Genomic DNA, 15790 nt, shown 5'->3' with positions numbered 1-15790 from the left:
AACTTTAAAACACGTTGTGCACATTTGTGCATTAAATGCCAGGCTTTAAACCAAGATCTAATTTCTTTTTTGCATGATGGTACTTACCTTTTTTCTGGGTTTGATAGCCAATTTTATTGGCTATGTTCCACCCGGAAACGTTAACCTTACGCTGGTACGCATCACCATAAACCGGGGCTTTAAAGAGGCTATCCGTTTCATCACAGCTTTCTCAATTGTTGAGTTTTTCTTTACATTTTTTATAATGAACGCCGCCAAATGGCTATCTGCACAAGTGCATCTTGATGTGGTGATAGACTGGGTGATGTTCGCTTTATTTTTAACATTGGGTACGGTTACCTGGTTGGGCCGCAACAAGCCGCCTAAAACAAAATACTCTGAGCATGCCAGCATAAAATACGGTTTGTTGTTAGGCATTATTAACCCCATGCAAGTGCCCTTCTGGATGATATGCGGCACTTACCTTATAACACACGAATGGATATTGGATGGCAGATTGGCCCTGATAATTTTCAGCCTCGGCTCAGCAGGAGGTTCCTTTCTGTGCCTGTTTTTATACGCCGAGTTTGCGCGGTATATTCAAAACAAGTTTGCGCTAAGTACACGCCTAATTAATACCGCGGTGGCTATACTGTTTTTTGGCCTGGCTGGATATCATTTGGTAAAGCGGGTGTATTTAGGGGTTAGGGCCGCGCAGCACGTAAGTGCACACCATATTAATAACTATCAACACCATCTGCCATCGTTCCCCCTTCAGGGGGTTAGGGGGCTAACGGGCTAACCTTAAGCTTCCTCGCCACCTCATTCAAGTCATCCACCACAGCATCAACCAATGGTATACCGTTGGCACGGCGGTCGGCCTCAGCTTCAAACTCCGGTTCGCCGGGGATGATAACGCCTTGTTCCTCGTTAACCCGCGAAGCGGATTTAAAGCGGCTTATCCAGTTATCCATATGGTCCTTAAATTCCCCGGCAGGGCGAAAACCATCTATCCGCATAGCACCAACAAAGTGACCAATGCCTGCGCCTACAGGGTCAGTCGGCGGTTCTAAAAACGCCACAAAGGGAGGCACCCAAGGCCCGTAATTAGCGCCGGAAAGCACCCCCGAAAGAATATCAACAGCTGCCGCCAGGCCAAAACCTTTATGGCTGCCGTGTTCGCGGTCGCTGCCCAGCGGTAACAAACCCCCGCCGCTTTTTAACGCGAAAGGATCAGTGGTATAACCGCCATCTTTTGCCTGGATCCAGCCCTCGGGTACCGTTTTGCCGGAGCGCTGGGCTATCTCCAACTTGCCGTTAGCCGCTGCCGATGTAGCCATATCAATAATTACAGGGGGATACTTACCTGCCGGAAAACCATAACAAATGGGATTGGTACCCAGCATCCGCTCATTAGAAAACGTAGGCACCACCAGCGGACTGGCATTGGTTAGGGCATAGCCTATCATATCCTGTTCAACGGCCATCAGCGCATGATAGCCCGCTATACCGAAGTGATTAGAGTTGCGTATAGCCACCCAGCCGGAGCCGTATTGCCTGGCCTTTTCAATAGCTAGTTCCATAGCAAATGGTGCCACTACCAATCCAAGTCCGGCATCGCCATCAACCGTAGCTGTTGTTGGCGTTTGATGTACTATCTGTATGTTGGGCCGGGCATTGATCCTTTGCTTCTCCCACAGCCTTACATAACCCGTTAACCGTGCCACCCCATGCGAATCAATACCACGCAGATCGGCAAGTAGCAAAACATTGGTTGCAAGCTCAGCATGTTCTGTGCTGCAGCCCATGGCTAAAAATATGCCGGTAGTAAATTTGCGTAAAGAGGTTTCAGTAACGAGCATTTGCAAATATATTGCTTTCCCGCCCATTGACACAATCGCTACTTTTCAATACAAGTATTAATCCCTATCTTGTTTTCCCCGTTTTGATAACCACAGCGGGTACTACATAATAATGATAGAACACGAAATAAAAATATCCTTTCAGGAATACGGGTCGGTAAAGGAGCTTGATGCGGCAGACCAGAACCTGTGCCAGCACGCGGTAAATGCAATGGAAAACTCGCACTCGCCTTATTCAAAGTTCAGGGTAGGGGCCGCGCTGCGTTTGCAAAGCGGCAAAATAATATTGGGCAGTAACCAGGAGAACGCGGCCTACCCCTCGGGCTTATGCGCGGAACGTGTTGCATTATTCCATTGGGGCGCCAACCATCCCAATGATCCTATAGAAGCCATGGCAGTTACGGCCTATACAGAAGAGTTTGCGCTGCTTAAACCCGTAGCCTCGTGCGGATCGTGCCTGCAGGTACTGGCCGAGTACGAAAAGAAGCAGGGTACGCCTGTAAAAACCATATTGTACTGCCTTGAAGGGCCAACCTGGGTAATTAACGGCATTGAAACATTTTTGCCATTTTTGTTTTTTGAGGAACGCTTAAACGGTTAATTTATGAAGAAACATTTTTTGCTCGCGCTGCTGATCAGCCTTGCCTGCTGCGGAGTTTACGCGCAGCAGACTTTTCCTTTTGCTAATGAGGTTAAGCAATTTCAACATCAGGATAGTCTGAACTTCCCTAAACCCGGTGGTACGCTTTTTATAGGCTCTTCATCAATAAGGCGCTGGACGGATATGGAACAACGTTTCCCCGGTGCGCCTCTTATCAATCGCGGGCTTGGCGGCACAGAGATTGGCCAATGGGTAAGTTATTACGTGCCTTATGTAGTTACGCCCTATAAACCTGCTAAAATATTTATATACGTAGGCGACAATGACCTGGCAAAAGGGAAAACCGCACAATATGTAGCAGATCAGTTTAGCCTGCTTTGGCAAATGATAAGGGAAAAGCTACCAGATGCCGCGATCTATTTTATGGCTATCAAAAAAAGCCCCGCCAGGTGGCAAGCTTATGATAAAGTAGACATGGCTAATCAAATTATAAAAGCAATTACAACCACCAAAACAAAAACTTATTTTGTTGATACGGCCACGCCTATTTTAAAGGCCGGCACCACGCTGCCCGATTCTGCCTTATTTGTTCAGGACATGGTTCACTTTAACAGCAAGGGATATGATAAATGGGAAGCCCTTTTAAAGCCCCTTTTAAAATAAAAAAACCCGCACAAACGTGCGGGTTAATATCAAATTAGTTTTTTAGCTCAGCTTTAGTGAACGCTTTGCGGGTATACCCGTTCTATCTCAACGGCATCAGGCGTGGTGAGCATCAATGGTACTTTTTCAATAGTAACAAAGCTTAGGTCGAGCCCAAACCCCCGCTCTTCTGACAAGCTGAGATTTTTCAAATAGCCATACAACAACATTGTTATCTTCTCGTAAAGCGATAAGTTATGCGAGCGCGACAATACCTTTTCTATCACCACAAAACGGAAATCGCCTACAATTTTATGTTTGTTTAATGATTTGTAGGTACTTGTAATGTCTACCTCGCCGTTCTTCACCAGGTCTTCAACAACCCGGCGGAATAGCAAATTGATCTGCTGCTCCACACGGAAGCCTAATTTAAAGTCTATCCTGATGAGTTTGTTGGGTACCAAAAAGTCAACCTCGTATTCGCGTTTATAAGGCTCATCAACCACATCCACATGCACCAGCCAGTATACATCAGCACGTTTAGGTTGTTTTTGAAGGATGGAGTAGATGATCTTAGATTCAATCTCTGAATTGAAATTGGCGCTGGTTAAGTACACCAGTTGCGAAGCATATTTAGGTACAGATTCATCCTCGCTCATCTCTTTTAAAATACCGTAATAATCTTCAATCTCAATGAATTTAACATACCGGTTGCGAATTTGCCGTGCATGATGCCACGTCCACATTACGGTGAAGAGTACAAAACCCATCGAGAGCGTAAACCAGCCCCCTTCAGTAAATTTCCCAAGGTTACCTACTAAAAATGTGCCTTCAATAAGCAAATACATCACCAGAAAAAGGCCAACTAAATAGTTGGGAACCTTTTTGCGCTGTAAAAACTTTGATACTAAAATAGTGGTCATCAACATGGCCAGGGTTATACTCAACCCATAAGCCGCTTCCATTTTTGAAGATTCTTTAAATAGTAGCACTACGCCTATACATCCAAGGCAAAGTATCCAGTTTATACTGGGTACGTAAAGCTGGCCTTTCTGCTCGCTCGGATATCTTATTTTAACCTTAGGCCACAAGTTTAAGCGCACGGCTTCGGCTATTAACGTAAAGGAACCTGATATAAGTGCCTGGCTGGCAATAACTGCAGCGGCGGTGGCTATTGCTATTCCGACGATCAAAAACTCCTGCGGCATGATCTGGTAGAAGGGATTGAGCTTATCCAGGTCAATAGCTTGACCATTGTGTTGTAAAAGCCAAACCGCTTGCCCAAGATAATTTAAAACAAGACATGTTTTAACATATATCCAGCTCATCTGAATATTTTTACGGCCGCAATGCCCCAAATCTGAATAAAGTGCCTCGGCCCCCGTTGTGCATAAAAAAACTGCTCCTAAAATAGCGAATGCTTTAGGGTTACTTGTTAATACCTGAAAAGCGTAATGTGGACTGAGCGCCTTTAAAATAGTTGGATTCTGAAGTATAAAATGTATCCCCAGTACCCCCATCATACTAAACCAGATAAACATGATAGGGCCAAAAGCCTTGCCTACCAACGATGTGCCAAACTGCTGTATAATAAATAAAGCTGTGATAATTGCAATAACTACCGCCTCGGTATACAACTTGGGGTAGTAGCTATGCAATCCTTCAATAGCCGAAGAGATGGTTATGGGCGGAGTAATAATGCCATCGGCAAGCAAGGCGCATCCACCCACTACAGCCGGTACAATTAGCCACTTAGCCTTACGCCTCACTAGCGAAAAAAGTGAGAAAATACCACCTTCGCCCTTATTATCTGCCCTAAGGGTTATAATAACATATTTAAGGGTTGTTTGTAAAGTAAGCGTCCAAAAAATGCACGAAACCCCGCCTAATACCAGTAATTCAGAAATGCGCGGAAGCTGGTCAGAACCGGTAATTTTTTGCGAACCAATAATGGCTTTGAATACATAGAGCGGCGATGTACCTATATCACCGTAAATTATTCCCAAACTGATCAGGAGCCCGGCGGCTGACAGTTTTGATAGATCTTTATGTTGAGACACTATTTTTTTGTTATAAAAAGCCCAAAATTATAAAAAATATGATTACAACTGATAATTATATGGTTACAACTAATTTTTATTAAAATCGTATAAATCAGTTACTCAATTAAACCTTGATTGTTAAAAAGTGTTAAAATGGGTAACAAAATTATCGGTTTTAAAAGGAATGAGGGGTTTATTTATACTTTTGCGTGGGATTTAGTATGAGGAGACTTTTTACGTATACTTATTTTTGCCTAAGTGTTATCGCGATAGCGGTGCCGGCAAATATTGCCCGCTCATTTGCTGCTCCTCCTCAGCAACGCGATACTACTTATAACTTTTTCCCGAAGAAGAAAACCAAAAAAAGCAGTACGCTTACCTTTACGTTGCCGCCGATGAAAGCCGGCACAATATCAAATATCAAATTAAACGTACCAAGGCCTGACGATAAACTGCTAAACAGCGTGGAGGTTTACCCTAACCCCATAACAGACCAGATAAATCTGCGGTATTATACATCAAAAAACACCAACGTAACCATAAAAATTGTTGATGTATTGGGTAACGATGTACGCACCCTGTTTTCAAGAAGGGTTGACCCCGGCGAACAAAATGGTTCTTTCCCCATAGGTAATACGCTAAACAAAGGCTTCTATTTTATACGGGTTGTAGCAGGTACAGAATCTGTGATCAAACGGATATCTATTTTATAATTATTGAGTGAATTAGCGAATTAGTGATTGAGTGAATAGTTGTAATTATTCAGGTACTTCATCGTTGATTATTCTTTTAATTATTAATTTGCCTGCGGGCTTAACGCAATAAATCACTAATTCGCTCAATCACTCAGTAAAAACATGAAGATCATCGCCATTGGCCGCAACTATGCCGAACATGCTAAGGAACTAAATAACCCTGTGCCAACATCGCCGGTTATATTTATGAAGCCTGATACCGCGTTGGTAAAAGATAACAAACCTTTTTATCATCCGGATTTTTCTGAGGATGTGCATCATGAGATAGAGGTTGTGTTAAAAATAAGCAAGGAAGGGAAGCACATAAGCGAAAAGTTTGCCGCCGGTTATTTTGATGAAATTGCTTTGGGCATAGACTTTACCGCGCGCGATATTCAGCAGCGCCAAAAAGAAAAAGGCCTGCCCTGGGAACTGGCCAAAGCATTTGATAACTCGGCGCCGGTTAGTAATTTTTTACCCAAGGACCAATTTGCTGATCTGTATACCCTGAATTTTAACCTGGATGTAAATGGCGAGAGCAGGCAGGTTGGTAATACAAAGGATCTTATCTTCTCTTTTGAGTTTATTATAGCGTTTGTATCGCGATACATCACCCTGAAAAAAGGCGACCTGATATTTACCGGCACGCCCCAGGGCGTTGCTAAAGTAAATATTGGCGACAGGCTGGAGGGTTACCTTGAAGGACAAAAGTTACTGGATTTTTACATAAAGTAGTTAAACAAAATTTCGAATTTGGGCTTATGTTATTTTAATAACAGGTTAACTGAATAATTAAAGCAGCACACTGCTTTGTCCATCTTCTGCCAAATGAATAAATTACTAACCCTGCTTTTTTTAAGCATTACTTTTTCTGCCCATGCGCAAACTATACAAAGCAGGCAGTACCCAAACGATTTTTTTAAGTATCCGCTTGATCTTCCGCCCAGCACCGCAGGCTCATTCGGCGAGTTAAGGCCAAATCATTTTCACTCCGGGCTTGATTTTAAAACCAACCAGCGTACCGGATACCCCGTGCATGCGGTAGCTGTGGGTTATATTTCAAGGCTGCGCGTGCAGTTTGGTGGGTTTGGAAACGCGGTTTATATAACCCACCCCAATGGCTTTACAAGTGTTTACGGGCACCTGCAAAGTTTTAGCCCTGAAATTGCACGGGCTGTGCGGCAAGCACAATATGACCAGCAAAAATACGACGTAGATTTTCCGGTTGGCCCGCTGCTTATGCCGGTAAACCAGGGTCAGGTTATAGCCATGTCAGGCAATACAGGCGCTTCGGCTGGTCCGCACCTGCATTTCGAGCTGCGCGACGCCGCTACAGAGCAAACCATAAATCCGCAGCTATTTGGATTAACCATACCAGACAAAGTTCCGCCTACGATTACAGCAGCTGTGGTTTATCAATTAGGCGATAAGCCTTTTAGCGAAAACACACCGCATAAACTTTTCGCGGTTGCCGGCAGTGCTGGCAATTACCGACTAACCAAGCCGCAGGTAATAGAAGTTAGCGGCAATACAGGGTTTGGTATAAGCACTGTTGATGTTAACAGCACCTCGGCCAATAAGAATGGTGCATACTCAATAGAATTAAAAGTGGATGGCCGCACAGTATACACCTTTGCTGTAGAGCGTTTTGCCTTTGATCAAACGCACGCAATTAACGCTTATGTTGATTATCCAACTTATTTAAGAGAAGGCAGGCAGATACAAAAGTGTTTTATTATGCCGGGCAGTACAATTACATTATACCCTCAATCAGAAAACCGGGGCATTGTTACTTTTAATGATATAGCCACACATGATGTGGAATATGTGGTAAAAGATATAGCCGGTAATACATCAACACTTAAAGTAAAGGTGCGCTCGGTAATCAAACCCTCTGTTGCCGACGTGCCTTTAAAGGGGACGCTGTTCAAATATGATAAAAAGAACAATTTTACTACAGACAAGGTTAAGGTGAGCATAGCCCCCGGCAATTTGTATGATGATGTTGACTTTATCTATTCGCTACTGCCTAAACGGGAGGGAGCTTATTCTGCTACGCATCGCATACATAATAAGTTTACGCCAATTCACGAAGATTTTGAACTATGGATAAAGCCTGATGTTGATATGGGCGCGCTGCTTGGTAAAGCCGTAATTGTAAACACCGCGGGTTATTGCGACAGCACCACAACAGACGGGGCATTCCTGAAAGCTACACCCCGCGCCTTCGGCGATTATTATATCAGGGTAGATACCGTGGCCCCCAATATTACTCCCATAAATATAAAAGAGGGTAGTAATCTGGCTGCGGTAAAGCGGGTATCTTTCCGCATAAGCGATAATTTATCGGGCATAAAAAGTTATAAAGGTTATATTGATGGCAAATGGGTTTTAATGGAGTGGGATTATAAAACACGCGTGTTAAGTTATACCTTTGATGATAGTGTTGCCGCGGGCAAGCATCAGTTTGAACTGAACGTGAGCGATTACAAAAACAATACTAAACAGTTTAAAGCCGAATTTTACAGATAATGTCACAATTAAAAGCGGGCGACAAAGCCCCTGAATTTACCGCGAACGACCAGAACGGGAAACCGGTTTCTTTGGCTGATTTTAAAGGGAAAACCGTTATTCTTTATTTCTACCCAAAGGATAATACCCCAACGTGCACAGTTGAGGCCTGCGATTTTAGAGACAATTACCAATCGCTTTTAGGCAAGGGCTACCAGGTTATTGGCGTAAGTGCCGATGATGAAAAATCGCATAAAAAATTTGAGAAAAAATTTAATCTGCCTTTTCCGCTGATTGCCGATACGGATATGAAAATTGTAAATGCTTACGGCGTTTGGGGCGATAAAGTGCTTTTTGGGCGCGAGTACCAGGGTATATTACGCACCACTTTTATTATAGATGCCGAAGGCAAGATAGCGCACGTAATAGATAAAGTTACGTCTGCAACGGCATCACAGCAGGTGCTTGATCTGGTTGGGTAGCCCCACTGAATCTTGCCCGGTATGGAGAGCCTTAGAGGGGGCCGGAGTGCTGAACGGCAAACAAAAAACCTTTAAAACTATTTAATACGTAGTTAAAATAAAAAATATGTCAACACAGGTAGAAGACGCAGAGATATTAAGCAAATTTCAGGATGAGCGCACCCGCAATGAGGCGTTTAACCTGCTGCTTAAAAAATATCAGCAAAAAATTTACTGGCACATTCGCCGCATGGTGATTGACCATGACGACGCCGACGACCTGGTGCAGGACGTATTTATAAAAGTTTGGAAAAACCTGGGCACTTTCAGAAGCGACTCGCAATTGTATACCTGGATGTACCGTATAGCCAGTAACGAGTGCATTACCTTTCTCAATAAAAAGAAGCAAAAGAATAATGTATCATTAGATGATGTAGACTACTCATTGGCTGATACGCTGGTTGAAGGAAGCTATTTTAATGGCGACAAAGCACAAAAAAAACTCCAGGAAGCCATAATTACCCTGCCCGAAAAACAACGCCTGGTATTTAATATGAAGTATTACGAGGATATGAAGTACGAAGAAATGTCTGAAGTGCTGGGTACCAGCGTTGGCGCTTTAAAAGCATCGTACCATTTAGCAGTAAAAAAAATAGAAGCTATTTTATTAGCCGAAGAATAAATTAAATTTGCTGTTAAACCTTTTCATCTAAATTTCATCTATAGGGGTATCATGACAATTGATATAGAAAATAAAGAATGGCCGGAAGACGGTAAACTGCCTGAATTGGTTGGTAAAGCCAACCCGTTTGCGGTGCCCGATGGTTATTTTGAGGGATTAGATGAGCGGATAATGGCTGCCGTAAAAATGGATGAACTGAAAAGTAATATGCCTGATGCGGGTTTTACAATGCCTGGGGATTATTTTGAGCAACTGGCCGGAAATATTCAGGCCAGGATAACTGTAGAGGAAATGGTTAACGGCCGGGATGCCGGTTTTGCCGTACCTGCAGGTTATTTTGAGAACTTAAGTGACAATATACAGAGCCGCATAGCGGTTGAAGAGGCGATGGAAGCCGGCGAGGGTTTTGAAGTGCCTGCGGGTTACTTTGAAAATTTAAGCAGCCAGATACAAAGCCGGGTTTTTGTTGAAGAGACGTTGTCTGCGGATGAGACATTTACAGTGCCCGATGGATATTTTGAGCAGCTTAACGCCAAAATTTTAAATAAAACCGTTACGCAGGAGGTTGTTCAGCGCAAGGTTGGTGTTGTTAGATTGATGCGTTCAACCGCGTTTAAATATGCAACTGCTGCTTGTTTTTTACTTGTAGCCGGTGCAAGTTTTATGTTATGGCCATCGGCAACAAGTATTGAGGCGCACGATGCATCGTATTTACATAAAGAACTATCTAATATCCCTAAGGACGAACTACAGGGCTATATTGAAGTAAGTATGGATGGCAGTGATGTTCAGCATACGGTAGTTGTTGAAGAGCTTCCGGTTAAGGATGCTGCTTTCAATCCTGAGTTACAAGATTACATTGAGCAATAAATTAATAATAATGAAAAAGTTTAACCAACACATTCTTGTTATTTTATTACTGTTTGCAACGGCGTATGGCGTTTCAGCGCAGGGTATTCCGCGTAATAGTTTCCGTCCCGCTAATCCAAGGGGTAATCAGCGTTTTAACCAAATGCCAAACCCATCGGGCATGCAGAAGATCCAGGCGGTAAAAGAGAATTTTCTGGATCAGAAGCTGCAGCTTACCAGTGATGAAGCGGGTCGTTTTTGGCCCTTGTACAGAAAATACCAGGATGAAGTGATAGAGGTACGCAGGTTAAAGCGGCTAAACAATTCTGACGCGCAGGCCAACGGTCGCGAACAGGTAAAGAAAGATCTGGAATACGACGGCCGTTTAGTGGAAATAAAAACACGTTACAACCAGGAATTTTTGAAGATACTGCCACCCGAAAAACTAAGTCAGCTTTATAAAAGTGAGCGCGAGTTTAACGATGAGCTGATAAGAAAGATAAACGAGCAATAACAAAATATTAAAACCGAAGGGCCTGCCACATAAATGGCGGGCCTTTTGTATTTTTACCCCATGCCAACGCTTCGCCAGTTATTTTTAGCCAACAATGCACAAACAACTGATTTCCCGCTATTGCTGGAATTTGAGCGTGCCGAAGGGATCTACCTGTACAACAGCGAAGACAAAGCCTATATCGATCTGATATCGGGCATAGGCGTAAGCAGCCTGGGCCACGGCAACCCAAAGGTTATTGAAGCGGTAAAGCAGCAGGTTGATAAATACATGCACCTGATGGTTTACGGCGAGTATGTGCAAACTCCGCAGGTGCGCTTTGCCGAAAAGCTGGTATCCGTACTGCCTGAAAATTTGCAATCTGTCTATTTCGTAAACTCCGGTGCCGAGGCCGTAGAGGGTGCAATTAAATTAGCTAAGCGTTTTACCGGCAGGCAGCAAATTGTTGCGTGCCACGGTTCATACCATGGCAGCACAAACGGTGCTTTAAGCGTTATGGGGAATGAGGAGTACAAGCAAGCTTACCGGCCACTTTTGCCCGGCGTTGGTTTTATAAACTTTAATAATGCCGACGATCTGGCCCAGATTACCACTGAAACTGCTTGCGTAATTATTGAAACCATACAAGGTGAAGCAGGCGTAAGGGTGCCTGATATTGCCTACATGCAAGCCTTACGTAAGCGCTGTACCCAAACAGGCACCTTATTGATACTTGATGAGATACAGGCTGCCTTCGGCCGTACAGGCAAGCTGTTTGCTTTTGAGCATTTTGATATAGTACCCGATGTTTTGTTGTTGGCAAAAGCCTTGGGTGGTGGTATGCCTATTGGTGCATTTATTACATCTAACCAAATAATGGGCGCGCTAAAAGAGAATCCTATACTTGGCCATATAACCACTTTTGGCGGTCACCCGGTGTGTTGCGCAGCGGGGCTTGCAGCCTTGGAGGTTTTGTTGGAGGATGATCTGGTATCAGGCGTAGCCGAAAAGGAAGCTTTGATACGCCAATTGCTGGTGCACCCGGCTATAAAACAAATACGCGGCAAGGGCCTTATGCTTGCTGTTGAACTGGAAAACTTTGATCTTAACAAAAAAATAATTGACCGCTGTATTGCCAATGGCGTAATTACCGATTGGTTTCTGCATTGCAGCAACGCCATGCGTATAGCGCCACCGCTCATTATAACCTCCACTCAAATAACAGAGGCTTGTAAAATTATCATTGAAGCTATAAATTTCTATTCCTGACGCATAAGTCTGTATTTAATTGCAAGGCAAACAATTTCAGATTATTACGCATTGTTGAATACCACGGAGTTCCCTGTCCATGCTCTTCATTCATCTTCTTAGCGTATTGTTGGTACAGTTTGTGTATTTATAAGCACATAACTGCAAAACTTGCCCAAAAGGGCATAAAGTGCATATTTTTTAGCCGGTACTGATTGCTTTTATAGTCAATTAGTGTACACAATAAAAATAGTTATGACCCAAGTCAGCCATCTATCAAGAAATATGAAAATAGCCTATATATCAACCTATCCGCCCCGCGAGTGTGGAATTGCCACATTCAATCAGAACTTAATGCGTGCCATTGGCGCGAATTTCCCCGAAAGGAAAAATTTGCTTGGAAACGATTTTGTTGTCGCGCTTACTGATTCGGAAAACCTGAATGAATACGAATACCCTGACGAGGTGAAGTATATAGTAAGGCAAAATCACCAGAAAGACTATATCCGCGCAGCTAATTACGTTAATACCAGCACAGCTGATGTTTGTATTATTGAACATGAGTTTGGCATTTATGGTGGCGAAAGCGGTATTTATATACTGCCGCTGATCAATCGCCTGGAAAAGCCGCTGATCTCTATTTTGCATACCGTGCTAAAAGATCCGAGCTATGTACAGCGCATTATTATACGCGAGATGGCGGAGCAGTCTGCAAAAATTATTGTAATGAGCCAGCGGGCGGTAGAGTTTTTAACTACTATTTACGATATTCCTGCTGATAAGATCCAGATAATAGAACACGGTGTGCCTGACCTGGAGGCACCGACGGATAACCCGATAAAAAATCTTACGCCATTTAAAAACCACAGAGCGCTGCTAACTTTTGGTTTAATAAGCCGTAACAAAGGTTTAGAAACCGTTGTGCGCGCGCTGCCTAAAATAGTGCAAAAGCATCCTGATGTTAGTTATGTGGTGTTGGGTAACACGCATCCGGGTGTTATAAAAAATTCGGGAGAGGAATATCGCGATCATTTAAAAACATTGGCCAGCCAGCTCGGCGTATCTCAAAATCTGTACTTCATTAATAAATTTGTTGCCGAAGAGGAACTGATACAGTACTTAACGGCAGCTGAAATTTATGTTACGCCTTATCTTAATGAAGCGCAAATAACAAGCGGAACATTATCATATGCAGTAGGAGCGGGGGCCGCGGTTGTGTCAACACCTTATTGGCACGCTACTGAATTGTTGGCACACAACCGCGGCAGATTGTTTGATTTTAAGAATGCTGAAGCGCTGGCCGATAACGTAATTGAACTGCTTGACCAGGACCGCGTATTAAACGAACTTAAAACGAACGCTTACGAATATGGCCTGCATTTACGCTGGCCGGTAGTTGGCGCAGCGTTTATCAGAGTGGCGCAGGAAGCATGCTACCACCATGATTTTAGGGACAAAATACTTAAAAACAGTATAGTTGACCCTGAAGTAATGCCAAAATTTAGTTTAGGGCACGTTATCCGTCTTACAGATGATACAGGTATTGTACAGCATGCAAAATATGGCATCCCTAACTTAAAGGAGGGGTATTGTTTAGATGATAACTCGCGGGCATTAATAATGGCGCTGATGGCGCACAAGCGTAATAACAGCAAAGAAGCTTTTGATTTGTTGCCTATCTATCTTAGCTACATTCACTACATGCAGACAGATGATGGTAACTTCCGTAACTTTTTAAGTTTTAACCGCATGTATTTGGACGAAGTGGGTTCAGAAGACTCGTTTGGTCGTACAATATGGGCGTTGGGATACCTGATAGACGGCGCATCAAGCAATTCGTACCGCGAGTTCGCTACAGAGATCTTCCAGAAATCTTTTCCGCATTTCAGAGCGCTTAAACACCTCAGGGGAATGGCTAATACCATTATAGGCATTGCCCATTATCTTAGAGTTCACCCTACTGATGACGGCATGGTGCACGAGATGATACGCCTTACCACACCTTTGGTTGAAGCTTATGAAAATACCCGTGCAGATGATTGGGAGTGGTTTGAAGAAGGTATGACCTATGACAATGCTATTTTACCGCTTGCGCTGCTTCACTCGTGCGAGATAACCGGCAATGAGCGCGTTAAAGAGATAGCGTTAATAACCATGGCGTTTTTAGATAAGCTTACCCTATCTAACGGTTATCTAAGCCCTGTTGGTAACGATGGCTGGTACTACCGCGGGGGTACATTCCCTACTTACGACCAGCAAGCTATTGAAACCATGGCTATGGTGCTGATGCATTTTCAGGCTTACCAGATCTTCAGAAAGCCCGAGCATATTGAGAAAATGTTCCTGAGCTATAAATGGTTCCTGGGCGAGAATACTTTACGCGCGCCGTTATATGACCATGAGACAAAAGGTTGCTGCGATGGCTTACTGCCAACCGGCATTAACCGTAATCAGGGTGCCGAAAGTACATTGGCTTACCTGATATCGCACCTTACTGTTTTACAAGCCTTTGAGCTGGAATACGAGTACAATAAATTATCGCACCAAAAAATGGTAGGCGCTAAATGAAGGTAGCCGTATTATCGCCCGTTGCCTGGCGCACACCGCCCAGGCATTACGGACCATGGGAACAGGTAGCATCAAACATTGCAGAAGGAATTATAAAGCTGGGGGCAGAGGTAACACTCTTTGCCACCGGCGACTCTGTTACCGCTGGTAAGTTAGACTCAATTTGCCAAACCGGCTATGAGGAAGACCGGTCGCAGGATGCAAAAGTGCTGGAGTGTTTGCACATTAGCAACCTGATGGAGCGTGCTGATGAGTTTGATATCATCCACAACAACTTCGACTTTTTGCCGCTAACGTACTCGCAATTGGTAAACACGCCGTTTATAACTACTATACACGGCTTTTCATCGCCCAGAATAATTCCGGTTTATAAAAAATATAATAGCAGGGGGCATTACGTTTCAATAAGCAACTCAGACAGAAGTCCTGAATTGGAATACCTGGCCACCGTTTATAATGGGCTTGATGCTACTAAATTCATTTTTAATGAATACCCGCAGGAGTATTTATTGTCTTTCAGTCGCATACACCCCGATAAAGGCATTGCAGAAGCTATAGCGATTGCTAAAAAGAGCAACTGCAAGTTGCTTATTGCAGGTATAATACAGGATGAGCGCTATTTTAAAGAAAAGGTAGAGCCCCTGTTAGATGAACAGATCCAGTACATTGGCTCCGCCGGACCAGAAAAGCGGAATTGCCTTTTAGGCGATGCCACCGCGCTGTTGCACCCCATTAATTTTAATGAACCTTTTGGTTTGAGCGTTGCCGAAGCCATGCTTTGCGGAACACCCGTAATTGCCTTTAACCGCGGATCAATGCCCGAGCTGATAAAGGAAGGCGAAACCGGATATTTGGTTAAAAACGTTGATGAAGCGGCTGATGCCGTAAAGAATATTAAAAACATTAAACGCACTTATTGCCGTGAGTGGGCCGAAAGCAGATTCTCCAGCAAAAAAATGGCTGAAGATTATTTTGCGTTGTATGAAAAGATATTAAATAATAAATAAACGTCATGCCGAACTTGTTTCGGCATCCCACTTGCTTAGCTCTGTGACAGGTAACCTATATAGGTTTTTACCTGTCAATGGGTTGCTGAAACAAGTTCAGCATGACAATCC

General features: G+C 43.6%; 15 protein-coding genes. 13 read left to right on the top strand and 2 right to left on the bottom strand.

The features are described 5' to 3' along the window. Positions 1-73: 73 nt before the first annotated feature. Positions 74-781 carry a LysE family translocator gene (locus ACFQZS_RS15010; RefSeq protein WP_377101661.1) on the top strand — a complete coding sequence of 236 codons (708 nt, stop codon included), beginning with the start codon at positions 74-76 and terminating at the stop codon, positions 779-781. On the opposite strand, the gene ACFQZS_RS15005 is transcribed toward ACFQZS_RS15010, so the two are convergent. Beyond that, the gene (locus ACFQZS_RS15005; protein WP_377101657.1) at positions 762-1841 is read right to left on the bottom strand and encodes an Ldh family oxidoreductase; all 1080 of its coding nucleotides are present in this window, start codon (positions 1839-1841) and stop codon (positions 762-764) included. The genes ACFQZS_RS15010 and ACFQZS_RS15005 overlap by 20 nt on opposite strands. Before the next feature lie 112 nt (positions 1842-1953). Between ACFQZS_RS15005 and ACFQZS_RS15000 the strand changes: the two genes are divergently transcribed. Together ACFQZS_RS15000 and ACFQZS_RS14995 are read left to right on the top strand one after the other, a co-directional pair. Beyond that, entirely contained in the window at positions 1954-2442 is a 489-nt protein-coding gene (locus ACFQZS_RS15000) for a cytidine deaminase (RefSeq protein WP_377101655.1), read from the top strand. A 3-nt stretch (positions 2443-2445) separates the two neighbouring features. Then, the gene (locus ACFQZS_RS14995) at positions 2446-3105 is read left to right on the top strand and encodes a GDSL-type esterase/lipase family protein (RefSeq protein ID WP_377101654.1); all 660 of its coding nucleotides are present in this window, start codon (positions 2446-2448) and stop codon (positions 3103-3105) included. 53 nt (positions 3106-3158) lie between these two features. Here the strand turns inward: ACFQZS_RS14995 and ACFQZS_RS14990 are convergent, their stop codons facing one another. Then, positions 3159-5144: a KUP/HAK/KT family potassium transporter gene (locus ACFQZS_RS14990; RefSeq protein WP_377101652.1), complete on the bottom strand. Its 1986-nt coding sequence runs from the start codon at positions 5142-5144 to the stop codon at positions 3159-3161. A gap of 203 nt (positions 5145-5347) precedes the next feature. Between ACFQZS_RS14990 and ACFQZS_RS14985 the strand changes: the two genes are divergently transcribed. The 10 genes from ACFQZS_RS14985 to ACFQZS_RS14940 all read left to right on the top strand — a co-directional run bounded on the left by ACFQZS_RS14985 (position 5348) and on the right by ACFQZS_RS14940 (position 15679). Further along, positions 5348-5839: a T9SS type A sorting domain-containing protein gene (locus tag ACFQZS_RS14985; RefSeq protein WP_377101650.1), complete on the top strand. Its 492-nt coding sequence runs from the start codon at positions 5348-5350 to the stop codon at positions 5837-5839. 144 nt (positions 5840-5983) lie between these two features. Continuing rightward, positions 5984-6595, top strand: a complete 612-nt coding sequence (locus ACFQZS_RS14980; RefSeq protein ID WP_377101648.1) for a fumarylacetoacetate hydrolase family protein — start codon at positions 5984-5986, stop codon at positions 6593-6595. 93 nt (positions 6596-6688) lie between these two features. Continuing rightward, positions 6689-8392 (top strand): M23 family metallopeptidase, encoded by a 1704-nt coding sequence (locus ACFQZS_RS14975; RefSeq protein ID WP_377101646.1) that lies wholly within the window; start codon positions 6689-6691, stop codon positions 8390-8392. Next, complete coding sequence (gene bcp, locus ACFQZS_RS14970) at positions 8392-8853, top strand: thioredoxin-dependent thiol peroxidase (protein ID WP_377101644.1); 462 nt, start codon at positions 8392-8394, stop codon at positions 8851-8853. Before ACFQZS_RS14975 ends, bcp begins: the two co-directional genes overlap by 1 nt. A gap of 106 nt (positions 8854-8959) precedes the next feature. Beyond that, on the top strand, positions 8960-9514 hold the full coding sequence (locus ACFQZS_RS14965; RefSeq protein ID WP_377101642.1) for an RNA polymerase sigma factor: 555 nt from the start codon (positions 8960-8962) through the stop codon (positions 9512-9514). 51 nt (positions 9515-9565) lie between these two features. Next, positions 9566-10384 (top strand): hypothetical protein, encoded by an 819-nt coding sequence (locus tag ACFQZS_RS14960; RefSeq protein WP_377101639.1) that lies wholly within the window; start codon positions 9566-9568, stop codon positions 10382-10384. A 10-nt stretch (positions 10385-10394) separates the two neighbouring features. Further along, entirely contained in the window at positions 10395-10877 is a 483-nt protein-coding gene (locus ACFQZS_RS14955) for a hypothetical protein (RefSeq protein ID WP_377101636.1), read from the top strand. Positions 10878-10937: 60 nt separating this feature from the next. Beyond that, a complete protein-coding gene (locus tag ACFQZS_RS14950) occupies positions 10938-12125 on the top strand; it encodes an aspartate aminotransferase family protein (protein WP_377101634.1) in 1188 nt (395 codons plus the stop codon). 264 nt (positions 12126-12389) lie between these two features. After that, entirely contained in the window at positions 12390-14672 is a 2283-nt protein-coding gene (locus tag ACFQZS_RS14945; protein ID WP_377101631.1) for a glycosyltransferase family 4 protein, read from the top strand. Then, complete coding sequence (locus ACFQZS_RS14940; RefSeq protein ID WP_377101629.1) at positions 14669-15679, top strand: glycosyltransferase family 4 protein; 1011 nt, start codon at positions 14669-14671, stop codon at positions 15677-15679. Before ACFQZS_RS14945 ends, ACFQZS_RS14940 begins: the two co-directional genes overlap by 4 nt. Positions 15680-15790 lie beyond the last annotated feature (111 nt).

It is taken from the genome of Mucilaginibacter calamicampi, from assembly GCF_042676765.1.
Classification (GTDB): Bacteria; Bacteroidota; Bacteroidia; order Sphingobacteriales; family Sphingobacteriaceae; genus Mucilaginibacter; species Mucilaginibacter calamicampi.
The sequence above is the reverse complement of the archived record's forward strand: the minus strand, read 5'-3'. Positions and strand labels throughout refer to the sequence as shown.